This is a genomic window from Streptomyces sp. S3(2020) (assembly GCF_013044505.1).
Lineage (GTDB): Bacteria > Actinomycetota > Actinomycetes > Streptomycetales > Streptomycetaceae > Streptomyces.
In genome coordinates this window covers 1-14,424 of sequence record NZ_JABERD010000067.1, presented here as the reverse complement: position 1 = coordinate 14,424, position 14,424 = coordinate 1, and the positions used below count along the sequence as shown (strand labels likewise).

Here is a 14,424-nt window from a genome sequence, read left to right as displayed (position 1 = left end):
GAAAGAAGGGACGCCGAAGCGTCCCTTGCAAACTCGAACTCTGACAACTTAGCGGTTGATACGGGCAGCCCAACCACTGCTGATGTCGTGGTGCGATGCAGTGATCAGGTGAGCGCGGGCTCCGCCTGGTGTGCGTCGATGCTCTCGAGAAGCGAGTCGTGAGAAGCGGCAGCCGCGAGCGCGTCGTTCTCGGCCTGGATCCGTACGAGCTCGGATTCGAGGTCTTGTACGCGCTGCTGGAGCCGTCGCATCTCGGCAATGAGTCGCGGGTCGGAGCCGCCGACGTAACCGAGAAGCGCCTTTGCCATGATGGATGGTCCTCCACACTGAGTGACCGACCGAAGCGGTGTGGGTCGTGAGGGATTCGCACCCGCGATGCTTGGCACTGTTGAGTTTGTGCTGCCGTTCATCCATGCCAAACAGCTAAGGTGCGCGGGGTGCATTCAGCGTCTCACCAAAAAGTTTGACGGTCAACACGATCACGCCCTGTATTGGCGGGCAACCCGGGGGCACGCGACCGGAAACGGCGGCGCAGCGACTCCTGCGGGGCCCTCAGGGCGTAGCGATCATCCTTAAGTGCGGAGCCTCCCAGGAAATGCCGTTCTTGGCAACCACCAGGGCCTTTCTGCTTCGGGCAGGTGCCAGTGGCATGCTCCTCCGGTTCCACCTGGCCCGCTTTACAGAACCGGCTCAGCGGATGGCGAAGCCGTCGTAACCCCCGCGGGGTGTGTCCCAGATCTCGGTGACACCGTCCACGCGCCCGGGCGTGTCCTCGCCCTGGAGCCAGTCGAGGAGTCCTTCGCACCGCCCTCTCGGACCCTCCGCGACCACCTGGACCCGTCCGTCGCCCAAATTGAGAGCAAAACCACTCAACCCACCGAGCTCAAGGGCCTTGGCCCGCGTGAACCAGCGGAAACCCACACCTTGGACCCGTCCTCGCACCCAGGCGACCAGCCGTACATCCTCGCTCATAGACGCAACCTAACCAACCAATGTCTCTCTGGGCTCTCCCTCCCCTGGCGCCATGCGGTACCGTCCCCTGCCAATGAATCTCATACGAAACTCACTCGATCGTGTGAGTTTTGTGCGTTCGGTCCGACCGCTGGGGACGAGTCGGCCACAAAGGACGAGGAAGGCCAGGACACATGGGACGCCACCGACGCTCCGCCGCCGGCCGCGCCGCCACGGGCCGCGCCACGGGGGTCACAGAAACAGACGGCTCATACACGAGCGGCTACGACCCGCAGCACTCGTACGACTACGACCCACAGCACTCGTACGGCCTGGACCAGCAGTTCTCGTACGATTTCGAGGCCGATGCCCGGGGTCACCACAGCGGTGAGTACCCCACGGTGGGCATCGCGCCCTATCTGAACCCCGAGGCGCACTCCCGCAGTGACGCCTATCTCTACGCGACGGACGACGAGTACGCGCAGGCCACGGGCACCACGGGCACGGCGCTGTTCCCGAGCGAGGGTTTCTCGCCGGGTGACGGCCCGCGGCGCGGCGGGGGCTCTCGCCGCCGCCGTAAGAAGAAGGTCGTGACGCCCGTCAAGACCGGTCTGCTCGGGGTCTCCGCGGCGGTCGCCATCGGCACGGTCGCGGTGGCCACGGGTGTGGTGCCCGGCCTCGACAACTACAAGCTCGGCGGTGGCAACGCCGACAACGTGCAGGCCGCGGACACCCCGACCAACTCCGCGACCGAGCAGGGCGGCACCTCCGGCAGCGCCGACGCCGGCCGGGACGACGAGGCGGCCAGCCGCGACGGTGAGCGTTCGGCCTCGCCCACGCCGTCCGCCTCGGCATCGACGGCCGCGCCGACCAAGGCGCCGTCGAAGAAGCCCACGGCCACGCCCAGCGAGAAGAAGCCGGAGACGACTCCTTCGCGTGCGGCCACGAAGGCGCCGGCGAACACCAAGGCCCCGGTGACGGTCTCCGCGGAGGCCCAGGCCGAGGCCGAGGTGCTGAAGCTCGTGAACGAGGAGCGGTCGAAGGTCGGGTGCAGCCCGGTGGCCGCGAACAGCGCGCTGGGCAAGCTGGCCGAGGACTTCAGCGACGCGATGGCCGCCGAAGGCTTCTTCGACCACACCGACCCCAGCGGCAACACCCCCTGGGACCGGGCCGAGGCAGCCGGCATCACCAGCCTCGGCGGCGAGAACATAGCCCGGGGCCAGACCGACGCGGCCGCGGTGATGGAAGCCTGGATGAACAGCCCGGGCCACAAGGCGAACATCCTGAACTGCGACTTCAAGACGCTGGGGGTCGGCGTGCACTTCGGGTCGGGTGGCCCGTGGTGGACGCAGGACTTCGGCTACTGACCGAAGAACCGAAAAAGGGAGCACTAACTCACGGTTAGTGCTCCCTTTTCGTTAGCGCTGTGCTCCCGTACGCTGGGGTGTATGGACACCACGCTCGACATCTCCTACGACGTGTTCGCCAAGGCCTGTCCCTCGCGCAACACGCTGGAGCATGTGACGGGACGCTGGGGCGGGCTGACGCTCTGCGCCCTGCACGAGGGCTCGCTGCGCTTCAACGAGCTGCGCCGTCGGGTGGACGGCGTGAGCGAGAAGATGCTCTCCCAGACATTGCAGGCCCTGGAGCGCGACGGCCTGGTGCACCGCGAGGCCCAGCCGACCAACCCGCCTCGCGTGGACTACGAACTCACCCCGCTGGGCCGCGGCGTGGCCGAGCGACTGGTCGGCCTCATCGAGTTCGTGGAGGGCCGCATGGACGACGTGCTCACGGCACGTCAGCGCTACGACGAGACGCGCGGCACCCGCTGACACTTCGGGCAGAAGTAGCTGGACCGGTTCATCCAGGGCCGGCGCCGCATCGGCGTACCGCACCGCTTGCAGGGCAGTCCCTCGCGGCCGTACGCGTCGAGCGAGCGGTCGAAGTAGCCGGACTCACCATTGACGTTGACGTACAGACTGTCGAAGCTCGTGCCGCCGACCGCGAGCGCCGCGTTCATCACATCCCTGACGTGGCCCAGGAGTTCGGTCGTGCGTGGGCGGGTGAATCCCGCGGTCGGGCGCTCGTAGTGGAGGCGAGCACGCCAAAGTGCCTCGTCCGCGTAGATGTTGCCCACGCCGCTGATCAACGACTGGTCGAGCAGCGCCCGTTTGATGGTGCTGCGCTTACGACGCAGGGCCTGGTGGAACGCCTCGTCGTCGAAGAGCGGGTCCAGGGGATCGCGGGCGATGTGCGCGATGACGTCGGGCAGGCCGTCCTCGGTGTTGTCGTGCAACGACAGGCCGCCGAAGGTGCGTTGGTCGACGAAGCGGAGTTCCGTGTCGAGGTCGTCCGCGAACCGTACGCGGATCCTGAGGTGCTTCTCGTCCGCTGCCTCGTGCGGCTGGACCAGGAGCTGGCCGCTCATGCCGAGGTGCGCCAGAATCGACTGGTTCGCGTCCTCCAGGGGCAGCCACAGGTACTTGCCGCGGCGCATGGGCACGCCGACACGATGCCCCTTGAGGCGGTGGGTGAAGTCGTCGGCACCGGCGACGTGCCGGCGCACCGCGCGCGGGTGCAGCACCTCGGCCTCGGCGACCGTGCGCTGGGCGACCCACCGCTCCAGACCTCGCCGTACGACCTCGACCTCGGGCAACTCGGGCATGGCATCCCCCGGTGTATGAACCGAGCGCCCGCCCCGGTGCGGGACGGGCGCTCTGGATGACGCTGTCGGTTCAGGCGGAGGCGGACGCTTCGTCGGCGCCCGCGTCGGCTGCTTCCGCTGCCTTCGCGGCCGCCTCGGCGCGCTCGTCCGCGGCGGCCCGGATGGACCGCCATGCGGACTCGGCGGCCTGCTGCTCCGCCTCCTTCTTGCTGCGGCCGGTGCCGGTGCCGTACGAGACGCCTCCGACGCGGGCGGCAGCAGTGAAGGTCTTCTCGTGGTCGGGGCCGGTCTCCGAGACCTGGTACTCGGGCACGCCGAGTCCTTCGGTCGCGGTGAGCTCCTGGAGACTGGTCTTCCAGTCCAGGCCGGCACCGAGGTTGGAGGACTTCTCGATCAGCGGGTCGAAGAGCCGGTGGACGAGTTCGCCCGCCGCTTCCAGACCCTGGTCGAGATAGACCGCGCCGATCACCGCTTCAAGGGTGTCGGCGAGGATGGATGCCTTGTCCCGGCCGCCCGTACCCTCTTCACCACGGCCGAGCCGGATGAAGGAGCCCAGGTCGAGCCCACGGCCCACCTCCGCCAGCGCACGAGAGTTGACCACCGCGGCCCGCAACTTGGCCAGCTGGCCTTCGGGCAGGTCGGGGTGGGTGCGGTACAGCGTGTCCGTGACCACGAGGCCGAGGACGGAGTCCCCGAGGAACTCCAGGCGCTCGTTGGTGGGCAGACCGCCGTTCTCGTACGCATAGGACCGGTGGGTCAGCGCACGCACCAGAAGGGCGGACTCGAGTTTGTACCCGAGCCGCCCTTCCAACAGCGTGTGGGACGAGGCCGTGTTGTCCGCAGAGTTCTTCTTCGGAGTGGACACAGTGCCTCTCACCAGCCGCTCAGACCTCGAGGACCTGGCGCTTGTTGTACGTGCCGCAAGACGGGCACGCGATGTGCTGCTGCTTGGGCTCGTGGCAGCGCTCGCACGCAACCAGGGGGGTGACCGCAGCCTTCCACTGCGACCGGCGGTGGCGCGTGTTGCTGCGCGACATCTTCCGCTTCGGAACAGCCACGGCTACTTCTCCTGCTTCTCGTCGACGTGCGCTGAAGGAAGCGCGCCGCCGCTCATCTCGTCCTTCTCGCCATCTTCGAGTGAACCGGCGAGTCCCTGCAGTGCCGCCCAACGGATGTCGACGGCGTCGTGGTGGTGGTCCGGGTCGTCCGCCAGCCGCGCTCCGCACTCGGAGCACAGGCCGGGGCAGTCGTCCTGGCACACCGGCTGCATCGGCAGGGCAAGCACCACCGCGTCACGCAGCACGGGTTCGAGGTCGAACAGGCCGTCCTCGAGGAAGAGCCTGTCCTCGTCTTCCTCGGCGTCGTCGGCCGGTTCCGCTTTCACACGGCCCCGGTCATCGGCGTCAGGGTACGAGAACATCTCCTGGAAGTCCGCTGCGAGCTCCAGCTCCAGCGGCTCCAGACACCTTACGCACTCCCCCTCGGCCAGTGCACGGGCGGTGCCTGTGACAAGCACCCCTTCCATGACCGACTCGAGCCGGAGTTCGAGCTTCACCGGGGCGCCTTCCGGCACTCCGATCACTCCCGCGATCCCCAGATCCTTGGGAGCGTCGATCTCACGGGTCAGGCGCTGCTGCGCACCGGGCCGCCGCCCCAGCTCGTGTGTGTCGAACACGAGAGGCTTGCGGTGGTCGAGGCGGGCGTTCAGAACCATTCCTGCTTTCGATCTTCGAGCTCAGAGGGACGCTGCCCTTCGGTGTTCCCGGGCAGCGCTGATCGCGGACGTACACGCGACCGAAGAGCCAGGATACTGGACCTTTCCCTCACGGCCCAATCCGGTGGTCTCCGCCCGGTCCTTATTGGCCGCGCCCCTGCTCATAGGCCCTCAGCTGCTCCGGCGTGATCATGCCGGTGTCGAAGAGGCTGGTCTCGTCGAGGGCGTACGACTGCTGGGCGTGCTGCTGGTCCTGCTGGGTCTGTCCGGCGTCGTAGGCGGCCTGCTGGGCGTCGTAGCCCTGGTAGGCGTAGGGATCGGCCTGCTGGTAGCCGTAGGGGTCCTGCTGCTGGGCGTAGGCCTGCTGCTGCGGGTAGCCGCCGTAGGTGTCCGTCTGCTGGTAGCCGTAGGCCGGCTGCGGCTCGTACTGCGGCTGGGCGGACTGCTCGGCGGCGGCCCGGTTGTCCTGCTCGGCGAGGGCCGCGAGGTCGGCGAGGTAGTCGGCGTCGCTGGAGTGCTGGACGGTCGTGTCGTCGTCGGCGAGGGCGCCGAGGTCGTCCGAGGCGATCCGGCCGTGGAGCTTCTGGCGGCCCTTGCCGACGGCCTGGAGGGTCTTGGTGAGGACCGCCTCGAAGGCGCCGAGCTTGGTGTCGACGTAGCTGTCGGCGTCCCGGCGCAGGGTCTCGGGGTCATGGCTGCGCTCGGGGGCGTCCTCGTCCTCGTAGCCCTGCTCGTCGACGCCCGGGCCGGTGCCGAGGAGCTTCTCGCGGCCGCGGCCGACGGAGCCGATGGTCTTGGTGAGGACGACCTCGAAGTTGGCGAGCTTGGAGTCGACGTAGTCGTCGGCCTCCGCACGGACGTCCTCGGCCTCCCGGCGGGCCTCGGTGAGGATGCGGTCGGCCTCGGTCTGGGAGCGGCGGGCGACCTCGGTGTCGGAGATCAGCGAGCCGCGCTCGGCGTGCGCGGTCGAGATGATCCGCTCGGCCTCCTGACGGGCCTGCTCGACCATCTGCTCACGGCCGCCGATCAGCTCCTGGGCCTGGGCGAGGGAGTCGGGCAGGGCCGCCCGCACCTCTTCCAGCATCGCGAGCAGCTCGGCGCGGTTGACCACGCACGAGGCCGACATGGGCATCGACCGGGCGCCGGAGACCGCGGCGACGATCTCGTCGAGCTTCTTCTGCACGTCCACCTGTGCTCGCCACTCTCTACAGCTGTGTTGGAGACGGACGGGACGACTGTAGCCCCATCAGCCCGGTAGCCCCATCAGTCCTTGCGCAGGCGCTCGTTGAGCGCCTCCAGGACCAGCGGTGGCACCAGGTGGGCGATGTCTCCGCCCCAGGTGGCGACCTCCTTGACGAGCGAGGAGGACAGGAAGCTGTAGGTGGGGTTGGTCGGCACGAAGAGCGTCTCGACGCCCGACAGGCCGTTGTTCATCTGGGCCATCTGCAGCTCGTAGTCGAAGTCGCTGACCGCGCGCAGGCCCTTGACGATGGCCGGGATGTCGCGCTGCTTGCAGTAGTCGACGAGGAGGCCGTGGAAGGCCTCGACCTTGACGTTGCCGTATTCGGCGGTGACCTGGCGGATCAGCTCGATCCGCTCCTCGACCTCGAACAGGCCCTTCTTGGACTTGTTGATCATGACCGCGACATAGACCTCGTCGTACAGACGGGAGGCGCGGGAAATGATGTCGAGATGTCCGTTGGTGATCGGGTCGAACGACCCGGGACAGACGGCGCGGCGCACTTGAGATCCCTCGCTCTCCGGTCCGGTCATCGTGCGTCTTCGCACGTAGAGGCGGCGCGACCGTACCAAAAGGTCCCCTCGCCGTAGCGACGGGACCGGAGCGGTTCGAAGCCGTCCGGCCAGTGGAATTCTCCGCCTCTGGTGCTGCGCTCCACGGTGACCAGCGCTTCGGCCGTGAGCCAGCCCTGGGTGCGGAGTGTGAGCAGGATCTCGCGAAGATCGTCGTCCGGGACGGCGTACGGGGGGTCGAGGAAGACGAGGTCGTACGGGTCCGTCGGCGCCGGCGTCTGGACGATCTGTTCCGCTTTGCCCGCCCTCACCTCGGCGCCGGGGAGGCCGAGTGCCTTCACGTTCTCGCGGATCGTGCGGGCGGCGCGGGCGTCCGCCTCGACGAGGAGGGTGTGGCTCGCGCCGCGGGAGAGGGCTTCGAGGCCGACCGCTCCTGATCCGGCGTACAGGTCCAGGACGTGCTCGCCGTCCAGGGGGCCGCCCAGGAGTGCCTGCCAGGTGGAGAAGAGACCTTCGCGTGCGCGGTCGGAGGTGGGGCGGGTGCCGTTGCCGGGCGGGACTGCCAGGCGACGTCCACCGGCCTTTCCGGCGATCACGCGAGTCATCTTCGGTCCTTGTTCGAGGGTGGTTGCGAGGCCAGTTTCTCAGCCCTTTTCCAGGTACTGCTCCCTCTCGTCGTCCAAGAGGGCGTCGAGCGCCGTGCGCAGACCCGGAAGGTGCTCCAGCTCCGGATCGGCCTCCACCACCGCCGTCGCCTCCTCCCTCGCCTCCGCGATGATCTCCTCGTCGTCGATGACGGTGAGGACCTTCAGGGAGGTGCGGGCCCCCGACTGGGCCTGGCCCAGGACGTCGCCCTCCCGGCGTTGTTCCAGGTCGATGCGGGAGAGTTCGAAGCCGTCCAGGGTCGACGCCACCGCGTTGAGGCGCTGGCGGGCGGCGCTGGCCTCGGGCATCTCGGTGACCAGGAGGCAGAGGCCGGCCGCCGAGCCCCGGCCCACGCGGCCGCGGAGCTGGTGGAGCTGGGAGACGCCGAACCGGTCCGCGTCCATGATCACCATGGCGGTGGCGTTCGGGACGTTGACGCCGACCTCGATGACCGTGGTGGCGACCAGGACATGGGTCTCGCCGGCGGCGAAGCGGCGCATGACGGCGTCCTTGTCGTCGGGGTGCATACGCCCGTGCAGGACCTCGACGCGCAGGCCCCGCAGCGGCCCCTTGGCCAGTTGGTCCGCCACTTCGAGAACGGCCAGCGGTGGGCGCTTCTCAGCTTCGTCCTCGGGGGACTTCTTCTTTTTCGGGTCCACTTCCTCGTCGCCGATGCGGGGGCAGACGACATACCCCTGGTGGCCGTTCTCCACCTCCTCCCGCACCCGTTCCCAGGCCCGGGTCAGGAAGTGGGGCTTGTCGGCGGCCGGGACGACATGGCTGGCGATCGGGGAGCGGCCCGCCGGGAGCTGGTCCAGGACCGAGGTCTCCAGGTCGCCGAAGACCGTCATGGCGACCGTGCGCGGAATGGGCGTGGCGGTCATGACGAGCAGGTGGGGCGGCTGTTTGCCCTTGCCCCGCAGGGCGTCCCGCTGCTCCACGCCGAAGCGGTGCTGCTCGTCGACGACGACCAGTCCGAGGTCGTGGAACTGCACCTTGTCCTCGATCAGCGCATGGGTGCCGATGACGATCCCGGCGTCCGCGGTGACGAGGTCGAGCAGGGCCTGACGGCGGGCGGCCATGCCCATGGAGCCGGTCAGGAGCACCACCTTCGTGGCGTGTTCGGACCCGCCGAGCATTCCGCCCTCGGCCAGGTCGCCCATCATCTCGACGATCGAGCGGTGGTGCTGCTGGGCGAGGACCTCGGTGGGGGCGAGCATGGCGGCCTGACCGCCGGCGTCGACGACGGCGAGCATGGCGCGCAGGGCCACCATCGTGTTGTGGGTGACGGTGAAGTCGTCGGTGACGTAGGCATGGCTCGGGTGGGCGACGCTGATGCACTGGACCGGCTTGCGCCCCACGTGTTCGACGGCTCGGATCCCGCGCCGGAACGTGTGGTCCTCGGGCCGCGGACGGACGCGGTCGGCCTTGTGGGTCAGCCGGAACGGCGCGTGTTCGTCGGGCAGGGCGACCGAGACCTGGAAGGCGGCTCGCTCGGGCAGGACCCGCGCAGCACCACCCAGCGAACGTACGAGCCAGGCGACGTCGTCGGCGAGCCTGCGCGAGGCGGCACGGAACGAGAGGCTCGTGCCGTCCGCGTGGAGGGTGCCGTCCGTGTCCAGAAGGCCTTGCAGCAGAGCGAGGCGGTTCTTGACCGAGGTGTTCTTGAACTCCTCGGGCACGAACCCGCCCGAGGACGCCGGGCCCCACCGACCCAGGTCGTGCCGGGATGAGCCGTCCCCCAGGGCACGGCCGAACAGGTAGGGATCCAGCGGCGGTCCCGAGTCGGATCCGAGGTCGACGGGGACCGCGGCCGGGATGTGCCACTTCGAGGATCCGTCCGGCTCGACCATGTCGAGGCGGATCTCCCGGGTGGTCATGACCTCGGGGGCCTCCCCCCGGCTCCACCCGCGACGCGTACCGACGATCCAGAGATGCTCGTCGTCGCACTCCACAGAGCTGCCGTCGGACAGCACCAGCCGCCAGACATCGCGCTCTCCTTGCGGGAAGACGCCGTCGACCGGCGCGATCTCCCCGTCGGGGACGACCACTTCGTCCCCCACCTGCAAGTCCCCCATCCGGCGGAAACCGGCAGGGGTGAGCACCAGCGAGTCCAGCGGCTGGGCCTTGCCCGATCCGACCTCGCCCTGGAGCAGCCGGTGCATCGGGTGCTCGGTGGCCAGGTCGTCGAAGATCTCCTTGGAGACCTTCTGCTGGCCCTCGGTGAGGGTGAAGGGGAGGCGGGCGTCGAAGGCGGTCAGGAGGCCGTCCGGCTTCGGCTGGCGGGCCACCGCGGGGAGTTGGGCGTCGGCGTGGCGGCGGCGGGCGAGGGCGACCTGGAGGACGAAGGCCTCGTCCCACTTGAGGCGGGAGCGGGCGTCCTCGATGTCGGCCTTGGTGTGCGGGCGGTGGATCTTGAGGAGTGCCTCGGGGAGGGCGACCAGGCCGCGGCCGTCGCGGAGCGAGTCCGGAAGGGGGTCCAGCGCCTCCTGGGCGCTGGGCAGGACCGTCTGGATCGCCTTGCCGATCTTCCAGGACTCCAGCTTGGCCGTGGCGGGGTAGATGGGGATCAGGGCGCCGGCCCAGGTCTCCACCGTCTCCGCCGCGCCATCGCCGTCCGCGCGCAGCAACTCGTAGGCCGGGTGCGCCAGTTGAAGGCGTCGGTTGAAGACGGAGACCTTGCCCGCGAACAGCGCGCGGGTGCCCGGCAGGAGCTCCTTGTGGGGCTTGTGGACACCGGAGCCGAAGAAGACCAGCTGGAGACGGCCGCTGCCGTCGGTGATGGTCACCTCCAGGCGCTGTCCCTTGCCCCGGGGGGCCTTGGCCGAGGCGAAGGAGTGCAGCCGGGCGTCGGCGACCTGGGCGACCACCGTGACGTGCTCGTCCATGGGGAGGTCGGCCAGGTGGGTGAGCTGGCCCCGCTCCTCGTATCTGCGCGGGTAGTGGTGCAGGAGGTCGCCGACGGTGTGCAGGCCGAGATGCTCGGCCATCACCTTCGCGGTGGGTGGGCCGAGCACCTTTTTCAGTGGTTCTTCGAGCGCGGGCACGAGATCCATTGCACACCACCCCACTGACATTGCCGTATACGTATCGGGAAACCCCTGGTCAGACGGGCTGTTCCGGCTCTAGGATGACGCGCTCCGGCCATCCCGCGGTCACCGCCCCACCGGGACCGCCCGACCCCGCGCCGAAGACCTCCCCACCCTCGGCGTTGCAGCGATGGACTCCCAGACCTCACAGTCATCCCAGGCATCCCCGTCACCTCACACGTTCCAGGTCGACCTGCGTGGTCTGGTGGACCTGCTGTCCCATCACCTCTACTCCAGTCCCAAGGTCTATCTGCGCGAGTTGCTGCAGAACGCCGTGGACGCCATCACCGCCCGGCGGGCCGAACAGCCCGACGCCCCGGCCAGGGTGCGGCTCCACGCCGAGGAGGGCACCCTGCGGGTCGAGGACTCCGGCGTGGGGCTCACCGAGGCGGACGTGCACGCCCTGTTGGCGACCATCGGCCGCAGTTCCAAGCGGGCCGACGCACTCCAGGACGGGCTCCAGGAGGTCCGCTCCGACTTCCTCGGCCAGTTCGGCATCGGCCTGCTCGCCTGTTTCGTGGTGGCCGAGCGGATCCGGGTCGTCAGCCGCAGCGCCCGTACGCCCGGGGCGGCGCCCGTGGAGTGGACGGCGAGCGAGGACGGTTCGTACACCGTGCGGACGTTGCCGCACGAGGCCCGTCCCGAGCCCGGTACCACCGTGCATCTGACGGCTCGGGCGGGGGCCGGGGAGTGGCTCACGCCCGAGCGGGTCCTCACGCTGGCACGGGACTTCGGCTCGCTGCTGCCGTACGACGTGCGGGTGGGCGACGAGGCGGTCACCGACCTGCCGGCGCCCTGGGACCGGCCCTACCCCTCCCCCGCCACCCGGAGGGTGGCCCTGGCGCGGCACTGTCACGACCTCTTCGGGTTCAGCCCGCTGGACTCGATCGAGCTGAACGTGCCCGTCGCCGGGATCCGCGGGGTGGCGTACGTGCTGCCCTCGGCGGTCAGTCCGGCCGCGCGCGCGACGCACCGCGTCCACCTCAAGGGCATGCTGCTGACCGAGCGCGCCGAACAGCTGCTGCCCGACTGGGCGTTCTTCGTGCGCTGCGTCCTGGACACGGACAGTCTGCGGCCGACGGCCTCGCGCGAGTCGCTGTACGAGGACGAGACGCTGGCTGCCGTACGGGAGGCGCTGGGCGAGAAGATCCGGTCCTGGCTGACGGGGCTGGCCGCCGGTGATCCGGAGCGGCTCGCGGCCTTCCTCTCCGTGCATCACCTGGGCGTGAAGTCCCTGGCCCGGCACGACAAGGACATGCTGCGCACGATGCTGCCGTGGCTGCCCTTCGAGACGACCGACGGACAGCTGTCCCTGGAGGAGTTCGCACAGCGGCACCCGGTCGTGCACTTCACGCGGACCGTGGAGGAGTACCGGCAGGTCGCGCCCATCGCGTCCGCGCAGGGCGTCGGGGTGGTCAACGGCGGTTACACCTACGACAGCGACCTGGTCGAGGCGCTGCCGTCGGTGCGGCCGGGGACGGTGGTCGCCGAGCTGGACACCGACACCGTGACCGCGCACCTGGACGCGGTCGACCCGGCCGACGAGCTGGCGCTGTCCGGCTTCCTGGCGGCCGCGCGGGCCACCCTGGAGCCGCTGGGCTGTGACGTCGTCCTGCGCGCGTTCCGCCCGCTCTCGGTGCCCGCGCTGCACCTGGACGACCGGTCCGCCCGGCACGAGCAGGCGCGCGCGGAGGCCGAGGCGCGGGCCGACGACCTGTGGGCGGGCATCCTCGGTTCGCTGCGCGGCAGCGCGCCACGCGCGCGTCTGGTGCTCAACCATCTCAATCCACTGATCCGGCGGATCAGTTCACTCGGCGATCCGGAGCTGATCGGCACCGCGACGGAGTCCCTGTACGGACAGGCGCTGCTGATGGCGCAGCGCCCGCTCAGGCCCGCGGACTCGGCGCTGCTGAACCGGTCCTTCATGGGCCTTCTGGAGTGGGCCACGAACGGCGAGGAGGGTCGCTGATGACCGAGATCACGGACTTCGACGCCCTGCGCCGGGCGATGGCCGAGAACGGCGAGCAGCCAGAAGGTCCGGCCCGCAACGCGCGCGCGGAGCAGCTGCTGGTGGCGGCCGAGGGTCTGAACGTCCCGCTCGCCGTGATCGAGGCGCTCGGACACCAGCTGAAGGTCTACAACTACAGCTCCGAGAAGGACCGGATGTTCGTCCCCTTCGCGCGTCTGCTGCGCATGTGGGACGAACGGCCCGAGGACTTCGACGAGTACGAGACCCACACCCTGCACTGGGTCTTCAAGTGGGTGTCGTCCGGCATGCTCGACCAGCCGCACGTGCCGCTCGCCTCCGTCGAGAAGTGGCTCGGCGAGATGGAGCACCGCTACCGGCTCGCCGGGCACTCCGAACGGGCCGTGCGCAGCGCCGAGTTCAACGTCGCCGCGCACATCGGGGACCTGCCGCGCGCGGAACGGGCGTACACCGCGTGGCTCGCCGCCGACCGGGACCGCATGGCCGACTGCCACGCGTGCGAGCTGCACGGGCAGGGCTGGTGGCAGAGCGAGCGGGGCCGGGACGCGGAGGCGCTCGAACTGTGGACGCCGGTCCTGGAGGGCGAGCTCAGCTGCGCGCACGAGCCGCACACCTCCCTCGCGGCCTCTCTGCTGCCCCTGCTGCGCCTCGGCCGCCTCGACGAGGCCCGCGCGAACCACCTGCGGGGCTTCCGCCTCGTACGGGCCATGGAGAGCATGCGCGGCGCCTACGCCGACCACGTCGAGTTCTGCGCCCTGAGCGGCAACGAGGCGCGTGGCCTGGAGCTGCTCGCGGAACGGCCGTCGTACTTCACGGACGCCGGGCATCCGCGCAGCAGGCTGGAGTTCCTGAGCGTGGTGGCGCTGCTCATGGACCGGCTGACCGGGCTCGGTCTCGGCGAGCGTCGGGTACCGGGACCGGGCGACCGTTCCTGGATGGCCCGCGAACTCGCCGCGCACGCGCGTGCGGAGGCCCTCGACCTGGCCGGCCGCTTCGACGCGCGCAACGGCACGGCGTACGTCGGTGAGCGGGCACGCGCGCGTATGGCGCAGGAGCCGCTGGTGGAGCGGTTGCCACTGGGGGTGCGGTCGGCGAGGACGGCCACCCCTGCCACGCCTGCTGTCCCGGTGGTCGCGCGGGAGTCCGCCGAGCCGGATCTGGCGGCTCTGATCGCCGAGGCGCGAGGACTGTCGGACGGTCTGCGGCCGCACGCCGTCGAGGCGTGGGCGGCGGTCTCGCGGGCGGCGGAGGGCGTCGAGCTGGACCCGCGCGTCCTGGCGGAGATCGCCGACCACCAGGCCATGGACCTCGGCCCCGAGGGCGTGGAGCTGTTCGACCGCGCCGCCGAGCTCTATGCGCGGGCGGGCGACCCGGGCGAGGCGCTGGCCGCACGCGCGCGCGGGGCGTTCGTACGTGCCCTCGCGGGCGACTCGGAAGCGGCACTCACGGCGATCGCCGGGCCGTACGACGAGATCCTCGCCCTCTACGCCGAGGACGGCACCGGCGTTCGCCAGACGGCGTCGGTACTGATGGCACGGGCACGGATTCTGATGCGCCGGGTACAGGAGGCCGGGGAGGCGCCGGAGGGTGGCGGCGACGGGGTGTTGGAGGAGGGGGTGCT

Annotated in this window: 12 protein-coding genes and 2 pseudogenes; 4 read left to right on the top strand and 10 right to left on the bottom strand. The window is 69.9% G+C overall.

Translation table 11 applies throughout. The annotated features are described in order from the left end of the window. Positions 1 to 104: 104 nt before the first annotated feature. Together HLK59_RS22060 and HLK59_RS22055 are read right to left on the bottom strand one after the other, a co-directional pair. Positions 105 to 308 (bottom strand): hypothetical protein, encoded by a 204-nt coding sequence (locus tag HLK59_RS22060; RefSeq protein ID WP_037649730.1) that lies wholly within the window; start codon positions 306 to 308, stop codon positions 105 to 107. Between the two features lie 382 nt (positions 309 to 690). Continuing rightward, positions 691 to 972 (bottom strand): acylphosphatase, encoded by a 282-nt coding sequence (locus HLK59_RS22055; RefSeq protein ID WP_046258852.1) that lies wholly within the window; start codon positions 970 to 972, stop codon positions 691 to 693. A gap of 173 nt (positions 973 to 1,145) precedes the next feature. Here HLK59_RS22055 and HLK59_RS22050 point away from each other — a divergent pair, with 173 nt between their 5' ends. Further along, a complete protein-coding gene (locus HLK59_RS22050) occupies positions 1,146 to 2,318 on the top strand; it encodes a CAP domain-containing protein (protein WP_171143220.1) in 1,173 nt (390 codons plus the stop codon). A gap of 81 nt (positions 2,319 to 2,399) precedes the next feature. Then, positions 2,400 to 2,783, top strand: a complete 384-nt coding sequence (locus tag HLK59_RS22045) for a helix-turn-helix domain-containing protein (RefSeq protein WP_171143219.1) — start codon at positions 2,400 to 2,402, stop codon at positions 2,781 to 2,783. On the opposite strand, the gene mutM is transcribed toward HLK59_RS22045, so the two are convergent. From mutM to HLK59_RS22005, 8 genes and pseudogenes are all read right to left on the bottom strand, one after another. Beyond that, a complete protein-coding gene (gene mutM, locus HLK59_RS22040) occupies positions 2,756 to 3,616 on the bottom strand; it encodes a bifunctional DNA-formamidopyrimidine glycosylase/DNA-(apurinic or apyrimidinic site) lyase (RefSeq protein ID WP_171143218.1) in 861 nt (286 codons plus the stop codon). The genes HLK59_RS22045 and mutM overlap by 28 nt on opposite strands. 70 nt (positions 3,617 to 3,686) lie before the next feature. Beyond that, positions 3,687 to 4,481 carry a ribonuclease III gene (gene rnc / locus HLK59_RS22035; protein ID WP_171143217.1) on the bottom strand — a complete coding sequence of 265 codons (795 nt, stop codon included), beginning with the start codon at positions 4,479 to 4,481 and terminating at the stop codon, positions 3,687 to 3,689. 19 nt (positions 4,482 to 4,500) lie between these two features. Next, entirely contained in the window at positions 4,501 to 4,674 is a 174-nt protein-coding gene (gene rpmF, locus HLK59_RS22030; protein ID WP_015657589.1) for a 50S ribosomal protein L32, read from the bottom strand. Positions 4,675 to 4,676: 2 nt separating this feature from the next. Continuing rightward, positions 4,677 to 5,330: a DUF177 domain-containing protein gene (locus HLK59_RS22025; RefSeq protein ID WP_171143216.1), complete on the bottom strand. Its 654-nt coding sequence runs from the start codon at positions 5,328 to 5,330 to the stop codon at positions 4,677 to 4,679. Between the two features lie 142 nt (positions 5,331 to 5,472). Then, a complete protein-coding gene (locus tag HLK59_RS22020; RefSeq protein WP_171143215.1) occupies positions 5,473 to 6,519 on the bottom strand; it encodes a cell division initiation protein in 1,047 nt (348 codons plus the stop codon). A gap of 74 nt (positions 6,520 to 6,593) precedes the next feature. Then, positions 6,594 to 7,073, bottom strand: a complete 480-nt coding sequence (coaD, locus tag HLK59_RS22015) for a pantetheine-phosphate adenylyltransferase (RefSeq protein ID WP_046258859.1) — start codon at positions 7,071 to 7,073, stop codon at positions 6,594 to 6,596. 26 nt (positions 7,074 to 7,099) lie between these two features. Beyond that, positions 7,100 to 7,693, bottom strand: a pseudogene (rsmD, locus tag HLK59_RS22010) (16S rRNA (guanine(966)-N(2))-methyltransferase RsmD); the annotation flags it as partial. Positions 7,694 to 7,726: 33 nt separating this feature from the next. Then, complete coding sequence (locus tag HLK59_RS22005) at positions 7,727 to 10,783, bottom strand: helicase-related protein (RefSeq protein ID WP_171143213.1); 3,057 nt, start codon at positions 10,781 to 10,783, stop codon at positions 7,727 to 7,729. A gap of 163 nt (positions 10,784 to 10,946) precedes the next feature. Between HLK59_RS22005 and HLK59_RS22000 the strand changes: the two genes are divergently transcribed. Continuing rightward, positions 10,947 to 12,785, top strand: coding sequence for an HSP90 family protein (locus tag HLK59_RS22000; protein WP_171143212.1), 1,839 nt, complete (start codon positions 10,947 to 10,949; stop codon positions 12,783 to 12,785). After that, a pseudogene (locus HLK59_RS21995) lies at positions 12,785 to 14,424 on the top strand (tetratricopeptide repeat protein); the annotation flags it as partial. The gene HLK59_RS22000 and the pseudogene HLK59_RS21995, both read left to right, overlap by 1 nt.

Coding starts and splice junctions, on each gene's coding strand:
- HLK59_RS22060 (WP_037649730.1), bottom strand. CDS start 308: ATGGCAAAGGCGCTTCTCGGTTACGTCGGCGGCTCCGACCCGCGACTC.
- HLK59_RS22055 (WP_046258852.1), bottom strand. CDS start 972: ATGAGCGAGGATGTACGGCTGGTCGCCTGGGTGCGAGGACGGGTCCAA.
- HLK59_RS22050 (WP_171143220.1), top strand. CDS start 1,146: ATGGGACGCCACCGACGCTCCGCCGCCGGCCGCGCCGCCACGGGCCGC.
- HLK59_RS22045 (WP_171143219.1), top strand. CDS start 2,400: ATGGACACCACGCTCGACATCTCCTACGACGTGTTCGCCAAGGCCTGT.
- mutM (WP_171143218.1), bottom strand. CDS start 3,616: ATGCCCGAGTTGCCCGAGGTCGAGGTCGTACGGCGAGGTCTGGAGCGG.
- HLK59_RS22025 (WP_171143216.1), bottom strand. CDS start 5,330: ATGGTTCTGAACGCCCGCCTCGACCACCGCAAGCCTCTCGTGTTCGAC.
- HLK59_RS22005 (WP_171143213.1), bottom strand. CDS start 10,783: ATGGATCTCGTGCCCGCGCTCGAAGAACCACTGAAAAAGGTGCTCGGC.
- HLK59_RS22000 (WP_171143212.1), top strand. CDS start 10,947: ATGGACTCCCAGACCTCACAGTCATCCCAGGCATCCCCGTCACCTCAC.